The 15,720-nt window shown below is 38.0% G+C and carries 13 protein-coding genes; 9 read left to right on the forward strand and 4 right to left on the reverse strand.

What is annotated here, in order from left to right; all coding sequences use genetic code 11:
- Nucleotides 1-76: 76 nt before the first annotated feature.
- Both LB454_RS11745 and LB454_RS11750 read right to left on the reverse strand, forming a co-directional pair.
- Entirely contained in the window at nucleotides 77-781 is a 705-nt protein-coding gene (locus LB454_RS11745; RefSeq protein ID WP_224464866.1) for an ABC transporter ATP-binding protein, read from the reverse strand.
- Nucleotides 782-790: 9 nt separating this feature from the next.
- Entirely contained in the window at nucleotides 791-2,266 is a 1,476-nt protein-coding gene (locus LB454_RS11750) for a DUF5687 family protein (RefSeq protein ID WP_224464867.1), read from the reverse strand.
- Nucleotides 2,267-2,381: 115 nt separating this feature from the next.
- On the opposite strand from LB454_RS11750, the gene LB454_RS11755 reads away from it, so the two are divergent.
- The 7 genes from LB454_RS11755 to accC all read left to right on the forward strand — a co-directional run bounded on the left by LB454_RS11755 (nucleotide 2,382) and on the right by accC (nucleotide 11,091).
- Nucleotides 2,382-3,992, forward strand: a complete 1,611-nt coding sequence (locus tag LB454_RS11755) for a M14 family metallopeptidase (RefSeq protein WP_224464868.1) — start codon at nucleotides 2,382-2,384, stop codon at nucleotides 3,990-3,992.
- A 3-nt stretch (nucleotides 3,993-3,995) separates the two neighbouring features.
- Nucleotides 3,996-5,729: a M14 family metallopeptidase gene (locus LB454_RS11760; protein ID WP_224464869.1), complete on the forward strand. Its 1,734-nt coding sequence runs from the start codon at nucleotides 3,996-3,998 to the stop codon at nucleotides 5,727-5,729.
- A 69-nt stretch (nucleotides 5,730-5,798) separates the two neighbouring features.
- The gene (locus LB454_RS11765; protein WP_224464870.1) at nucleotides 5,799-6,332 is read left to right on the forward strand and encodes a 3-hydroxyanthranilate 3,4-dioxygenase; all 534 of its coding nucleotides are present in this window, start codon (nucleotides 5,799-5,801) and stop codon (nucleotides 6,330-6,332) included.
- 55 nt (nucleotides 6,333-6,387) lie between these two features.
- Nucleotides 6,388-7,941: an L-piperidine-6-carboxylate dehydrogenase gene (amaB, locus tag LB454_RS11770; protein WP_224464871.1), complete on the forward strand. Its 1,554-nt coding sequence runs from the start codon at nucleotides 6,388-6,390 to the stop codon at nucleotides 7,939-7,941.
- Nucleotides 7,942-8,169: 228 nt separating this feature from the next.
- Entirely contained in the window at nucleotides 8,170-9,165 is a 996-nt protein-coding gene (locus LB454_RS11775) for a beta-ketoacyl-ACP synthase III (protein WP_224464872.1), read from the forward strand.
- A gap of 23 nt (nucleotides 9,166-9,188) precedes the next feature.
- Nucleotides 9,189-9,683, forward strand: coding sequence for an acetyl-CoA carboxylase biotin carboxyl carrier protein (accB, locus tag LB454_RS11780; RefSeq protein ID WP_224464873.1), 495 nt, complete (start codon nucleotides 9,189-9,191; stop codon nucleotides 9,681-9,683).
- A gap of 46 nt (nucleotides 9,684-9,729) precedes the next feature.
- Entirely contained in the window at nucleotides 9,730-11,091 is a 1,362-nt protein-coding gene (gene accC / locus LB454_RS11785) for an acetyl-CoA carboxylase biotin carboxylase subunit (protein ID WP_224464874.1), read from the forward strand.
- A gap of 58 nt (nucleotides 11,092-11,149) precedes the next feature.
- Here accC and hemF read toward each other — a convergent pair whose 3' ends face one another.
- A complete protein-coding gene (gene hemF, locus LB454_RS11790) occupies nucleotides 11,150-12,052 on the reverse strand; it encodes an oxygen-dependent coproporphyrinogen oxidase (protein ID WP_224464875.1) in 903 nt (300 codons plus the stop codon).
- Between the two features lie 142 nt (nucleotides 12,053-12,194).
- Between hemF and LB454_RS11795 the strand changes: the two genes are divergently transcribed.
- Complete coding sequence (locus LB454_RS11795; RefSeq protein WP_224464876.1) at nucleotides 12,195-13,337, forward strand: cystathionine gamma-synthase; 1,143 nt, start codon at nucleotides 12,195-12,197, stop codon at nucleotides 13,335-13,337.
- A gap of 28 nt (nucleotides 13,338-13,365) precedes the next feature.
- Here the strand turns inward: LB454_RS11795 and LB454_RS11800 are convergent, their stop codons facing one another.
- Nucleotides 13,366-14,145 (reverse strand): THC0290_0291 family protein, encoded by a 780-nt coding sequence (locus LB454_RS11800; protein ID WP_224464877.1) that lies wholly within the window; start codon nucleotides 14,143-14,145, stop codon nucleotides 13,366-13,368.
- A gap of 184 nt (nucleotides 14,146-14,329) precedes the next feature.
- Between LB454_RS11800 and gdhA the strand changes: the two genes are divergently transcribed.
- The gene (gdhA, locus tag LB454_RS11805; protein ID WP_224464878.1) at nucleotides 14,330-15,673 is read left to right on the forward strand and encodes an NADP-specific glutamate dehydrogenase; all 1,344 of its coding nucleotides are present in this window, start codon (nucleotides 14,330-14,332) and stop codon (nucleotides 15,671-15,673) included.
- Nucleotides 15,674-15,720: the final 47 nt, after the last annotated feature.

Below are 15,720 nucleotides of genomic sequence, written 5' to 3' on the forward strand. Positions count from 1 at the left end.
AATAAGCAATAGTATGTGGTCGTAAAAATAGATAGATTTTATAAAACCTACATTTTTAAATTGCTAAATAAAGAAATTACCTTTCAAAGTATAGTTCTAGTTCCTTCAGAGTGGCCTCACTTGTGTGAATATCCTTTACAATTTCTCCTTTATCCAACACCACCACGCGCTCGCAAACTTCGGTAACGTGCATCAAGTCATGACTAGATACTAAAACTGTAACGTGCTTTTGAGCCGAAAGGTCTTTGATAATTTTCTTCAGTCGTATTTGAGTTGTAGGATCCAGATTAGCAAAAGGCTCGTCCAGAATAACTACTTCTGGATTTCCTATGAGTGCTGCAACAATACCAGCCTTTTTTTGGTTACCCTTAGACAAGTCTCTTAGGTATTTCTTTTGATTCAGGATTTCTCCATGAAAAAAATCTGCAAATTCGGCCAGCAATTCGTCAACCTCAGCTTTAGATGTATTTCGTAAATCACCAATGAAGTAAAAATATTCTTCAGCAGTAAGGTAACCTATCAAGAAACTTTCATCTATAAATGAAGAAGTATACGGTTTCCATTCTTCACTTAGACTCACTATGACCCCTTTATTTTCTACTTGTCCTGTTGTTGGCTGAATAAGATCCAGAAGCAAACTAAAAAAAGTAGTTTTTCCTGCTCCGTTATTTCCTACCAATCCAAAACTTTGCCCTTTAGGAATGTCTAAAGCCTCTATGTCTAGAACCTTATCTGACTTATAACTTTTGGATAAATTTTTAACTTGAATGATGTTTTCCATAAGATGTCGTTATTTTTTTTCTGAAAATGCAGCGAGAGTTTTATACTTGGTTTTTTGATATACTTTTTCAATAAGATTAAGGAAAAAGGATTTGAAAATCAATCCTAATACTCCACTTAAAGTCAATGCAATTATACCTGCGTTGAAATTAATTAATTTATAAGGCACATAAAATATAAGCATTGGCCCCAGAATTTTGGGCAAACTTATAAGTAACTGCGTAGGATTGAATCCCTGTGTGTTACTAAAGGCTTTTGCTTTTTGGTTGAGTTCCATTGGCACTCTATTGAGTGCGCCACCGTACAAAGTAATAAAGGAGTTCAGCCCAATATTGAAAGAAGCCCCAGCAGCAATCATCACATAAATGTCCCAACCAAGGTAAATATAAGGAGTGCTGAGTATAAAAGAAACCGCACACCCAATAACCATAAGCAACCATTTGGACTCCAGGTATTTTCTGTAGGATATGTTCTGGCTCATCATCAACTTATAGTATTCGCTGTCCCAGGACGGGACTAATTGTCCAAAAGTGATCAAAAAACCACCTGTCACAAATATAGCCGCAAAGGCTAAGACAGCTGGCATTTCTCTGTACATATCTTGGGTAAAAAATATAAGTCCGTAAAATAAGAAGAGGAAAGACATCAACAAAACTTGTTTTGGTCTGGCATTGCGGGTAATCATTTTCACATCATTTTTTAAAAATGTAGATAGGGTCCCAAAACGATTTAAAAACTCAAGATTATAATTTTTGAATTTCTCCTTTTTAGCTTGAACTGCTCCATCTACATAGAAGTTTTTTCTCAATAACCTGTAGTTTGCTTTGAAAAAAAACGCAACCAAGACCAGAGGAAAAATAACGGTATAGCCAAGGTCATAAAACGAGTAGAAAAAAACACCTGTATAAGGAGTAATATCAAACACATCAAAATATTGAAGACCAATAAAAGTGGCTAGAAAAGCAATAACCAAATAGAAGGCTTTGCTGTCTTTGTTGACAATAAAATTTAAGAAGTTAATGGAAAAACTGAAGGCCAAAATACTCACAAACCAAATCAAAACCATCAAAGGAGCATAGCCTTGAACCATCAGTACGATAGACATTGGGATAAAAAACAATAAGGGTAAAATATTGAAAAACGAAAAAGACGTCTTCAAGAGTAAAAATTGAATGATCGATTGCCTTTTTAATGGCAACAACAGCATGGGCTTGATATTCATGACCGGCAATTGCTGCATAAAATACCTTAATGCCAGATCTCCAAGCACCCAGTAAATCATGTAATTATTAATCAGTACAAAGGGGTCTTGATCTGGAAGTGCTTTTTTAAAGATAAAAAACACTCCAATTCCACCCAAAATAGCTAGTCCAGCAAAATATAAAGCTGCCAGGATCATTAGAATTTTGATGGCTAATCCTTTTTCAAAAAAAGAAGAGCGCCGGAATTGTTTCCACTCAAGGCTTAAAAATTGCTTTGTAGTCATACGATGAAGTTTTTACGTTAGTCTTAAGATTGAAAAAATGTTACATGATTAGTTGAATTCAAATTTTCACTTTTTTAATAGATAAATAAAGTTATTTTTATGAAAATTTTTCATAATGAAACACACTATAGCAATTCTGGTATTGGTTTTAACCCAAAACCTGATCTTCTCACAGGCAGATTATCCAGACTTAAATCAGATTTCCAAACGCCTTAAGACATTAGATAAAGATTCCAATGTCAACTTGTCAACGCTTACAAAAACTGAAGGCGGCAAGGACATTCAGGTTATCAAAATCGGTACAGGTGACCTCAACAATAAACCAGCAATCGCCATCCTTGGAGGAGTGGAAGGCTATCATGTCTTGAGTGTAGAATTGGCTATTCAGTTTGCAGAACGTATTTCTACAGATGAAAAAGCTTTAGACAAAACTACGTTTTACATCTTCCCGAATATGTCTCCAGATGCATACGCACAATACCATGATAAACTAAAGTATGAGCGCAGAGGAAATGCGACCGATCACGATCATGACCGCGATGGCAGATTGAGCGAAGATCCTTATGAAGATTTGAACAAAGATGGATTCATCACTCAAATGCGAGCAGAAAGTCCGCTTGGAAAATACACTACACATCCCGATGACCCAAGAGTTTTGATAGAAGTGGATACTTCAGCTACCAAATCTAAGCGCTACCAACTCTACTCTGAAGGTATCGATAATGATAAAGATGGAAAGTTTAATGAAGATCTTAAGGAAGGTATTGCTTTCAATAAGAGTTTTACCTACAACTTTCCAGCCTTTGAGCCACTGGCAGGAAACTACGCCGTTTCCCAAAAGGAAAGCAGAGCCTTGCTGGATTATTTATTTGAGCAATGGAATATTTACGCGTTTGTCACGTTTGGTCCAGCCAATAACTTATCGTCTCCACTTAAATATAATGCTCAAGATGCCAAAAAAAGAATTGTTGCCTCTCCCCTGGAAGGAGACGTTGCCATCAATAAAATGATTTCAGAAATTTATAATAAGACTGTATCTCAAAAGCCTTTCATGCAAGATAATATGGGCACAGACGGTGATTTCTTCCAGTGGGCCTATTTCCACTTTGGAAGATTGAGTTTTAGCACGCCAGGCTGGTGGGTTCCAGAAGCAGAAAAAGATTCTACATCCACTTCAGACCACAAGATAAAAGACACTAAAGAATCAAACTTTTTAAAGTGGGCAAAACAAGAAAATCTTGACAATGTTTTTGTGGATTGGAAAAAAGTTGATCATCCAGACTTTGAAGGTAAAACCGTTGAAGTTGGTGGCGTAAAGCCTTTTGTGATGGATAATCCTCCATTTTCAAAAGTAGATAGCATCGCTATTGAACACACCGATTTTATTCTGAAATTGGCACAACATCAGCCTAAGTTAGAGTTCCATAACCTGAAAGTTGAAACCCTAAAAGGCGGCCTTAAACGAATTACAGTTGACTTACTCAATAATGCCAACTTACCCACCCATTCTGAACTTGGACAACGTTCACGCTGGTTAAGAAAAATCAGAATTGATTTAAGCGCTTCCAAAGACAATATTTTGGCCGGAAACAAAATCGAATTGGTCACAAAAATGGATGCTTTGGAAACCAAATCTTTGTCCTGGATTGTGAAAGCAAACGGAAAATTAACTTTGAAAGCTGGTGCTCCACACACAGGATTTGCAGAATTAAACATAAACTTATAAGCCATGAAAATTACCAAGTATACCTCATTATTTTGTCTTGCTACTTTTTTGATGTTTGGCTCTGTTTCTCAAGCACAAGAAAAGTTTTTTAGAGCTATAGGGACACCTCACGAACCCAAAGTAGAAGCGAGCTGGAACCGTTACAATACCTATGATGGCATTGTAGATTTGATGAAGAAAATCAATAAAGCCTACCCAAAGCTAACTCGTCTGGAAAGTATCGGGAAATCTTATGAAGAAAGAGAGATCTACATGCTCACTATTTCAGATTTCAACACTGGAAATCCAGATGAAAAGCCAGCCATGTACATTGATGGAAATATACATTCCAATGAGATACAAGGCGCAGAATTTTCATTGTATACGGCCTGGTACCTAACAGAAATGTTTGACGACCTGGACTTCATCAACGAACTGCTGAAGGACAAGACTTTTTACATTGTGCCCACCATCAATCCTGATGCACGAGACAATTATATGAAAGAACCCAACACACCACACTCCCCTAGATCGGGAATGCTAGTGCTTGATAACGATGGCGACGGTGAAGCCGGTGAAGATGGTTTTGATGACCTCAACGGCGATAATCATATCACCTATATGATCAGAAAATCACCAACTGGCCAATACATCAAAGATCCACAGGATGACAGACGATTGATAAGAGTTGCGGCTGAAGAACAAGGCGAATACGAAATGCTAGGTTACGAAGGCATCGATAACGACGGCGATGGTGAAGTGAACGAAGATGGTATTGGCTATTACGATCCAAACAGAGACTGGGGTTGGAAATGGCAACCCGATTATGTGCAACGCGGCGCATACAAGTATCCATTCAGCTTGCCAGAAAACAGAGCTGTAGCAGATTTTGTGATGAAACACCCCAACATTGCCGGCGCACAAAGTTACCACAACTACGGCGGTATGATTTTGAGAGGCCCAGGAGCGGAAGAAGATGTAGACACTTACAACAGAGAAGACGTACGTATCTACGATGCCATTGCTGAAAAAGGAGAAGAAATGATTCCAGGTTATCGTTACCTCACCGTTTACAAAGATTTATATTCAGTCTTTGGAGGTGAATTGGATTGGTTTTATGGCGGAAGAGGAATCTACACCTACACCAATGAGTTGATGGTGTCTTACCTCTATTATCATAAAAATGAAGGAAGAGGCAATCAGGAAGAAGAATTGAAAGTTGACAAGTACTTGACTTTTGGGGATGCTTTTGTGGATTGGGAGGAATACAACCACCCGCAATACGGGACCATAGAAATTGGTGGGTTCAAAAAGAACTTTGGTAGAGCTCACCCAGGATTTCTTCTGGAACAAGATGCGCACAGAAATATGGCCTTTACGATTTATCACGGCTACCAAACCCCAAAACTGAGTGTTTTGGATGTGAAAGAAAAATCGTTGGGCAGCGGACTTAAAGAAATAACAGCGACCATTCATAACGAGCGATTGATGCCAACGCACAGCAGCCAGGATTTAAAGTATAAAATCGAAAGACCCGATTTGGTCACCATTTCCAATGCGGATGTAGTGGCAGGTATGATTGTGGAAGATGAAGATTTCAACAAAGTCAATGAACAAGTCCACAATCCTGAAACCATTAGGGTTCCAAATATTCCAGGAATGGGAACAGTTGAAGTAAGATGGATTGTCTCTGGTGGTGGCAACTATAAAGTGGATGTGGATTCTGCTAAAGGCGGTAAGGCAAGCTGGAGTAAATAATGCTAATCTAAACTTAAGTCAAGGTTGAATTTCTCTGTCTTTAATTACTTTTAAACTAAAAATCGAAAAATGAGTATTTCTAAACCTTTTAACCTTCAGAATTGGATTAACGAAAATCGAGATCTATTGAAACCTCCTGTTGGTAATAAAAATCTTTATAAAGAGGCAGGTGATTACATTGTGATGATTGTAGGCGGCCCCAATGCTCGCAAAGATTACCATTACAACGAGACCGAAGAACTGTTCTACCAGCTGGAAGGCGAAATCGAAGTTCACATTCAGGAAGATGGAGAAAAGAAAACCATGGCTCTTGGAGCAGGTGACATGTATTTGCATCCTGCAAAAGTTCCACATTCCCCCGTCAGAAAAGAAGGTTCGATAGGCTTGGTCATCGAAAGAAAAAGAAATCACCTGGATGTAGAAGATGGTTTGCTTTGGTTTTGTGACAATTGCAATCATAAATTACATGAAGTTCGCTTTCCTTTAAATGACATAGAAAAAGATTTTTTAGGTCACTTCAAGACCTTTTATGGTAGCGAAGAACTGAGAACCTGTGATAAATGTGGCGAAGTCATGCCAGTGGACGAACGCTTTACTGCTTAATTTTTGAACTAGTTTAATTTTCATAAATTCGTTTCAAATTCTAAAAACAAATTCAATGCGTAATATTTCAAAAGAATTTGGAATCGATGAAGCTTTAAAGCAACTCGATATCCAAACCGAAAATAAAGGAACTTCCGTAGGAGAAGATTTTTTCTCCAATGGTGAACTTATAGAATCTTACTCTCCTGTAGACGGAGCTTTGATTGGCAAAGTACAGGCAACAACGAAAGAAGACTATGAAAAAGTAGCCAGTACAGCTCATAAAGGTTTTAAAGAGTGGAGAACATGGCCAGCTCCTGCCAGAGGTGAAGTCGTCCGCCAATTCAACGACGAGTTGAGAAGACTGAAAGCTCCTCTTGGTAAACTGGTATCTTATGAAATGGGAAAATCTTACCAGGAAGGGCTCGGTGAAGTTCAGGAAATGATAGACATCTGCGATTTTGCTGTTGGCCTTTCCAGACAACTTCATGGTTTGACAATGCACTCAGAACGACCTGGTCACCGTATGTATGAGCAATGGCACCCTTTGGGAGTGGTTGGTATTATTTCAGCCTTCAATTTTCCGGTTGCAGTGTGGTCCTGGAATACAGCTTTAGCGTGGGTTTGTGGAGATGCCTGCATTTGGAAAGGATCTGAAAAAACACCACTGACCTCTGTCGCCTGTCAAAAAATAGCTGCTCGCGTTTTCAAAGAAAATAAAGTTCCAGACGGTATTTCTTCACTGATTACTGGTGACTACAAAGTTGGCGAGTACATGACTCAAGATAAGCGTTTGCCATTGATTTCTGCAACAGGCTCTATCCGAATGGGACGAATTGTAGCTCAGGAAGTGGCTAAAAGGCTTGGCAAATCCTTATTGGAGCTCGGTGGCAACAATGCCATCATCGTCACTCCAGATGCCGACATTAAGAATACTGTGATTGGAGCTGTATTTGGAGCTGTGGGTACTTGCGGTCAACGCTGCACTTCTACAAGACGAATTATCATTCATGAATCGATCTATGATAAAGTCAAAAATGCGATAGTAGATGCCTATCAGCAAATTCGCATTGGAAACCCATTAGATGAAAATAATCACGTCGGTCCTCTAATCGATAAAGACGCGGTCAAGAACTATCTCCATGCTTTGGAAGAAGTTAAAAAAGAGGGTGGTAATATTTTGGTCGAAGGTGGTGTATTGGAAGGTGAAGGCTATGAAAGTGGCTGTTATGTAAAGCCAGCAATTGCTGAAGCAGAAAATCATTTTGATATCGTTCAGCACGAAACTTTTGCTCCAGTTTTATATATTATGAAATATTCTGGTGAAGTAGATAATGCGATAGAGCTTCAAAATGGGGTTGTACAAGGACTGTCTTCTGCTATCATGACCAACAATCTTAGAGAAGCTGAGAAATTCTTATCTGTAGAAGGATCAGATTGCGGCATTGCCAACGTCAATATTGGAACTTCAGGAGCTGAAATTGGCGGAGCTTTTGGAGGTGAAAAAGAAACAGGTGGCGGAAGAGAGTCCGGTTCTGATGCCTGGAAGGTATATATGAGAAGACAAACCAACACCATTAATTACACCAAAGATCTTCCCCTGGCTCAGGGAATTAAATTTGACTTATAAATTACAGAATTTACATCAGGCCGATAAAAATCGGCCTGATTTTTTTGTTTATCATAATTAAACCTGAAGTTAAACAAGAATAATTCAAAATAACCTTCTATTAGATACTTGTTAATTAAATGTTGAGGTGGTTTTTTGCCAGCAAGAAAAAAACAACTTAATTTGCAGATTCATATATTATTATTTTGGATAAAAACGCTTTCAAAATAAAGAAGAAATTTAAAATTTATGAGTGATGTAAAAGCAGCCATCACTGCCGTAGGCGGATATGTTCCAGAGTTTGTTCTTACCAATAAACTTTTGGAAGGTATGGTTGAAACGAATGACGAGTGGATCACCGCAAGAACTGGTATAAAAGAAAGACGTATTTTAAAACACCCTCAACAGGGTTCCTCATTTTTAGGGATTAAGGCTTGTGAAGATTTATTCAGCAAGACATCCACAAAGCCAGAAGATATAGACTTAGTCATATTTGCAACGGCAACTCCAGACATGCCTGTTGCATCATCAGCAGCTTATCTTGCTTCAGAAATTGGGGCAGTAAATGCATTTTCCTATGATCTTCAGTCAGCTTGTTCTAGCTTTTTATATGGTATGTCTGTAGCATCTTCTTATATTGAGTCCAAAAAGTATAAGCATATTTTGCTTGTAGGCGCAGATAAGATGTCTTCTATCATTGATTATACTGATAGGAGTACGTGTATTATTTTTGGTGACGGAGGTGGAGCTGTATTATTTTCAGCAAATACTGAAGGATTAGGCTTGCAGGATGAAATATTAAAAACAGACGGAACTGGTAGACAATTCCTAAATATTCAGGCTGGGGGCTCGCAGTTACCCGCTTCTGAAGAGACAGTGAAAAATAAACAACATTTTGTGTTTCAGGATGGTAAAACAGTGTTTAAGTTTGCAGTATCCAATATGGCCGATGTAAGTGAAAGGATAATGCAACAAAATAATCTAACAGGAAAGGATGTAGATTGGCTTGTTGCGCATCAAGCTAATAAAAGAATCATTGATGCGACCTATAAGCGTATGAATTTAGACTCAGAAAAAGTACTGATGAATATACAGCGTTACGGAAATACAACTTCCGCAACTTTACCTTTATTATTAAGCGATTACGAAAAACAATTAAAAAAGGGAGATAATCTTATATTTGCAGCATTTGGTGGCGGCTTCTCATGGGGCTCCATATATTTGAAATGGGCGTATAATTCTTAAACCCCTTAAAAAAACTAAAAACTATGGATTTAAAGGAAATTCAAAACTTAATTAAATTTGTTGCTAAATCTGGCGCTAGCGAAGTGAAGCTTGAAATGGACGACGTTAAAATTACTATCAAAACAGGTAGTGAGGATGACGGGAAGACCTACGTACAGCAGATTCCGATGAATATGCCACAGCAACAAATGCAACAAGCTCCACAAAATCAACAGCAGCAACCACAGGCACAAGCTTCTGAAGAGACTCAAGCCCCAAAAGCAAATGATGATGATAAATACGTCACTATCAAGTCTCCTATTATCGGGACTTTCTACAGAAAGCCTTCTCCAGACAAAAAAGCGTTTGTTGAAGTAGGTAGCGAAGTGAAAGAGGGAGATGTACTTTGTACTATTGAAGCCATGAAACTTTTTAACGAAATTGAAAGTGAAGTGTCTGGAAAAATAGTAAAAGTACTAGTAGATGACTCTTCTCCGGTAGAGTTTGATCAGCCACTTTTCTTGGTAGATCCTTCCTAAGGAAACCAATTGTTTTAGATTCTTTCTTTAACCAAAACAAACGTTCATGTTTAAAAAAATTCTAATCGCCAACCGTGGAGAAATTGCCCTACGAATTATTCGTACTTGTAAAGAAATGGGCATAAAGACAGTGGCGGTATATTCTACAGCAGACAAAGAAAGCTTACACGTAAGATTTGCGGATGAAGCTGTTTGTATAGGACCTCCTCAAAGTAGTGAATCTTACCTTAAGATTCCTAATATCATTTCAGCAGCAGAAATAACCAATGCGGATGCTATCCATCCTGGGTATGGGTTTTTATCTGAAAATGCTAATTTCTCAAAAATTTGCCAGGAACATGATATAAAATTCATTGGTGCAAGTCCTGAGATGATAGATCGAATGGGAGACAAAGCAAGCGCCAAAGCTACAATGAAAGCAGCGGGTGTTCCCTGCGTTCCTGGCTCTGAAGGTATCTTGAAAGACTTTGAAGACTGCAAAAAAGTAGCCAAAGAAATTGGCTATCCTGTGATGCTAAAAGCTACTGCTGGTGGTGGTGGTAAAGGTATGCGTGCTGTGAAGAATGAAGAGCAACTGGAACATGCCTGGGAATCTGCAAGACAGGAAGCAAAAGCTGGATTTGGAAACGACGATATGTATATGGAAAAGCTTATTGAAGAGCCTCGTCATATTGAGATACAAATTGTGGGAGACCAAACCGGCAAAGCTTGCCACCTGTCTGAGCGTGATTGTTCAATACAAAGAAGACATCAAAAACTTACAGAGGAAGTGCCTTCTCCATTTATGACTGATGAACTTCGTGAGAAAATGGGAAATGCGGCTGTAAAAGCTGCAGAATACATCAAATACGAAGGCGCCGGTACCATTGAATTCCTCGTGGATAAACACAGGAATTTCTACTTTATGGAAATGAATACACGTATTCAGGTTGAGCATCCTATTACTGATATGGTTGTAGATCATGACCTGATAAGAGAGCAGATTTTGGTAGCTTCCGGTGTTCCTATTTCAGGTAAAAATTATTATCCAAAATTACACTCCATCGAATGCAGAATAAATGCAGAAGATCCGTTTAATAACTTTAGACCATCTCCTGGTAGAATAGAAACCTTGCACTTACCTGGAGGCCATGGGATACGAGTAGACACTCACGTGTATAGTGGTTATGTTATTCCGCCAAATTATGATTCTATGATTGCCAAACTCATAGCTACAGCTCAAACAAGACCTGAGGCTATAAGCAAGATGAGAAGAGCATTAAGTGAGTTTGTGATAGAAGGAATTAAGACTACAATTCCATTTCACGCGCAGTTGATGGAACATACCGATTATGTAGATGGAAATTATACAACTAAATTTATGGAAGATTTCGTCTTACAAGATATTGAAGATGAAGATGACGAATAAATAAAAGTGAATTTAAAAAAACCTAAAAAGCTGTCTTATCTAAGACAGCTTTTTTTATTTAAGCCCATTTCCTAGGTTCCTTTAAAACATTGACAAGTTGTTCTTCTTCTGAACCCGGCTCTGGATGATGATTATACTGCCATTGAACATGAGGAGGAAGACTCATCAATATGCTTTCTATCCTACCATTGGTTTTTAATCCAAATAGAGTTCCTTTATCATGAACCAAATTAAATTCTACATAACGTCCCCGTCTCACTTCTTGCCAGTCTCTTTGCTCTTGAGTGTATTCCAAATCCTTTCGCTTTTCAACAATAGGGACGTAAGCATCCAAAAAGCTGTCGCCCGTATGAGTCACAAAATCAAAAATTTGTTCGAGACTTCTTTCTGAAGTTGGCTTTAAGTAATCAAAAAATAAACCGCCAACTCCACGAGCTTCTTCTCTGTGTGAGTTCCAAAAGTAGCGATCGCAATTAGCTTTGTAATCGGAATATAAATTTTTACCAAATGGATCACATGCCTTTTTGGACACCTCATGAAAATGCTTTGCATCTTCTTCAAAAAGATAATAAGGTGTGAGGTCCTGCCCTCCACCAAACCATTGGTCAATGATCTTTCCCTGACGATTGTACATTTCAAAATACCTAAAGTTAGCGTGAACTGTTGGAACCATAGGGTTTTTGGGGTGTAACACTAAACTTATTCCACAGGCGAAAAAGTCACAATCCTGAACATTGAAATAATTTTGCATCGCCTCTGGTAAATCCCCATGGACAGCAGAAATATTGACGCCTCCTTTTTCAAACACTGAACCGTTTTCTATTACTCTGGTTCTTCCGCCGCCACCTTCTTTTCTTTCCCAAATGTCCTGAGAGAAAGTGGCTTTGCCATCAATCGATTCTAGCTTATTTGTGATCCTGTCTTGAAGTCCTTCTATGTAGTTGTAAAACTTATCTTTCATTGTCTCAATATAATAATTAAAGCAAAAATAAAGCTTTTGAATAGCATCTAGAGTTAGTTGTGTTAAGAATAGGATAAACTAAAACCTCTGTTTGTGAATAATTAAAAACTACCTGTACTTTTAATTTATAAATGATGTTTCTATGAAATTCAATACAAAAGCGATACACGGGGGTCAGGAAAATGTAGATCCTGGATATGGGTCTGTGATGGCTCCTATTTATCAAACGTCAACGTTTAGTCAAACTTCACCTGGAAGCCATAAGGGTTTTGAATATGCAAGAAGTGGTAATCCGACAAGGGACGCTTTAGAAAAAGCAATAGCCTCAATTGAAAATGGAAAACACGGCCTTGCTTTTGGCTCTGGTCTTGCTGCCATAGATGCAATATTAAAGACTTTAAAACCCGGGGATGAAGTAATTTCTACAAACGATTTATACGGTGGAACCTATAGATTATTCAACGGAATTTATAAAAATTTTGGAATTAAATTTCATTTTGTAGGAATGCAGGGTGCTACGGCTATAGAGTCATTCATTACTACTAATACCAAAATGATTTGGGCAGAAACCCCTACCAACCCAATGATGAATATCCTTGATATCAAGGCCATTGCACAAATCTCAAAAAAACACAAGTTACTGCTTGCTGTAGATAATACATTTGCAACTGCCTACCTTCAACAGCCTTTAGATCTTGGGGCAGATATCGTTATGCATAGCACAACCAAATACCTTGGAGGGCATAGTGATGTCATATCGGGGTCAATTGTGGTGAATGATGATAAACTGGCTGAACAACTATATTTTATTCAAAATGCAAGCGGAGCAATAGCTGGACCTATGGATAGCTTTTTGGTATTACGAGGAATCAAAACGCTTCATTTGAGAATGCAGCGCCATTGTGAAAATGGAAAAGCCGTTGCGGAATTCCTTCAACGTCATCCAAAAGTTGAAAAGGTTTACTGGCCTGGTTTGCAAGATCATCCAAATCATGAGATAGCTAAAAAACAGATGAAAGACTTTGGAGGAATGGTCTCTTTTTCTTTAAAAGGTGGATCAACAAAAGATGCTGTGAGATTTTTAGAACATCTAAACGTCTTTACATTAGCTGAATCTTTAGGAGGAGTAGAATCCTTGGCGGGGCATCCAGCCACCATGACACATGCGAGTATTCCCAAAGAAGAACGCAAGAAAATTGGGGTTGTTGATTCTTTAATTAGATTGAGCGTAGGTGTTGAAGATAAGGAGGATTTACTTTCAGATTTGAAACAAGCTTTAAGTTAAATGCATAAAGATTAAACATCCAACTAGTCTAATCAATATTATAAATATAGCCGAAGGTGAACCAAAACATCCAGTCATTGTATTTGTTTTGTGGACCGATAGGTTTCAACCCGTCTACAAAATCAGAAAAATAATAGTGCCATCTCAATTCAGCAATAAGATCAGACCTTCTAGTGACCTTGTATTTAATACCGGCCTGAAAATTTGCCGAAATAGTAACATTGGATTGATTTGAAAAAGCGGGGTCTTCGCCAGGTCCTGCAAGAAATGTAGGGAACGTAGTTTCTGGTAACCCCAGCCCATCTTCCAGGGTTGTTCCTGCAACTGGAGAATAATATACAAGATTAAAACCAATTCCACCGTAGGGTGTGAACGTACCTGAGTTTCTTTCAAAATCTCTTATTCGCATTAAATAATACTCTATCCCTGAACCTATTTCTAAGACATTGGCCTCACCAAACATAGAGCGCAGTTGTAAACCGGCTTCGTTATTTTTATCAGCTAAAGCACCGTAATGGTTCAAACTTGTAGTGTGGTAGATTAAACTGGACCTGACTTTAAAATGTTGTCTAGGATATTGTGATATGAAATCTGTGTAAGCAAAATTGAGATAGTGATTTATTCCAACTCCAAATCCAATGTTGTTATTGATAGTTTCGCTATCTCCTCTGAGCCCATAGTCTCCTCGAAATGACACGGGACCTCCCATTATGCCTACCTCATGGTAAATTTGAGCAGTTGCCTCAGAATTGATTCCTATGGTAGAAAAAAATAAAAAAGCAACAATAGGATAATGCTTGAATTTCATAAACAGAAGTTAATTGAAACAAATATAGAAAAACAAAAAAACAAATCGACTATTTAATTTAAAATTAGATTTCTAACCGATTAGCACTCAATCAAATATTAATCAATTTTTAAGTTATCTCTAAAATCGAAATTATATCTTTGCGGAACTATTAAAAAAACAACCTATAAATAAGAATAATCAAATGAATAAACAGCTAAAAGGATTTTTAGATACCGTTTCAGATAGAAACCCAAACGAGCCTGAATTTTTACAAGCAGTGCACGAAGTTGCGGAAGCAATAATTCCATTTATGGATGAAAACCCAAAGTACAAAAACCACAAACTATTGGAACGCATGGTAGAGCCAGAGCGTGTAGTCACATTTAGAGTGACATGGGTTGACGATAATGGAGAAATTCAAGTAAACAGAGGGTTTAGAATTCAAATGAATTCTGCAATAGGACCTTATAAAGGTGGTTTGAGATTTCACCCGTCTGTAAATTTAAGTATCCTGAAGTTTTTAGCTTTTGAGCAGGTATTCAAAAACAGCCTGACAACGCTTCCTATGGGTGGCGGAAAAGGAGGTTCAGATTTTGATCCTAAAGGGAAATCCGACAATGAAGTGATGCGCTTTTGCCAAAGCTTTATGACAGAACTTTACAGACATATTGGAAATGACACCGACGTACCCGCTGGAGATATAGGAGTTGGCGGTCGTGAAATAGGCTACATGTTTGGTCAATATAAAAGAATACAAAACGAGTTTACTGGTATTTTAACAGGGAAAGGTCGCTCTTATGGCGGTTCTTTAATTCGTCCAGAAGCTACTGGTTATGGCAACGTATATTTTACCAAAAGTATGTTGGAAACGCAAGGAGATTCTCTTGAAGGTAAAACTATTTTGATTTCGGGTTCAGGAAATGTTGCTCAATATGCTGCTGAAAAAGCAATTGAACTTGGGGCTAAAATTTTAACCATGTCTGATTCTGGAGGCTATATTTTTGACGAAGAAGGAATTGATAGTGAAAAGCTTAACTTTATTATGGAGTTAAAGAATGAAAAAAGAGGTAGAATCAAGGAGTATCTTGATACATATCCAAAGGCAACTTACGAGGAGGGAAAAACGCCTTGGAATGTTAAAGGTGATATCGCTATGCCATGTGCTACTCAAAACGAGCTTCACGAGGAGGATGCCAAAGCACTAGTTAATAATGGATGTATATTGGTTGGAGAAGGCGCAAATATGCCATGTACTCCAGAAGCAATAGAAGTTTTCCATAAAAACAAAATTCTATTTTCACCTGGAAAAGCATCTAATGCTGGTGGTGTAGCGACTTCAGGGCTGGAAATGTCACAAAATTCCATGAGATATAACTGGACGTCGGAGGAAGTAGATGATAAGTTAAAGCAAATCATGAGCGATATTCATGAAGCTTGTGTGACTTATGGGAAAGATGAAAGCGGTTATATAGATTACGTAAAAGGTGCTAATATCGCTGGTTTTGTAAAAGTAGCCGATGCGATGATTGCTCAAGGTGCTGTATAATATAAAGCTGATTTTATTTATCAAAGCCAGTTGAAATTAATTTCAAC

Source organism: Psychroflexus montanilacus, assembly GCF_020164535.1.
GTDB classification, from domain to species: Bacteria; Bacteroidota; Bacteroidia; order Flavobacteriales; family Flavobacteriaceae; genus Psychroflexus; species Psychroflexus montanilacus.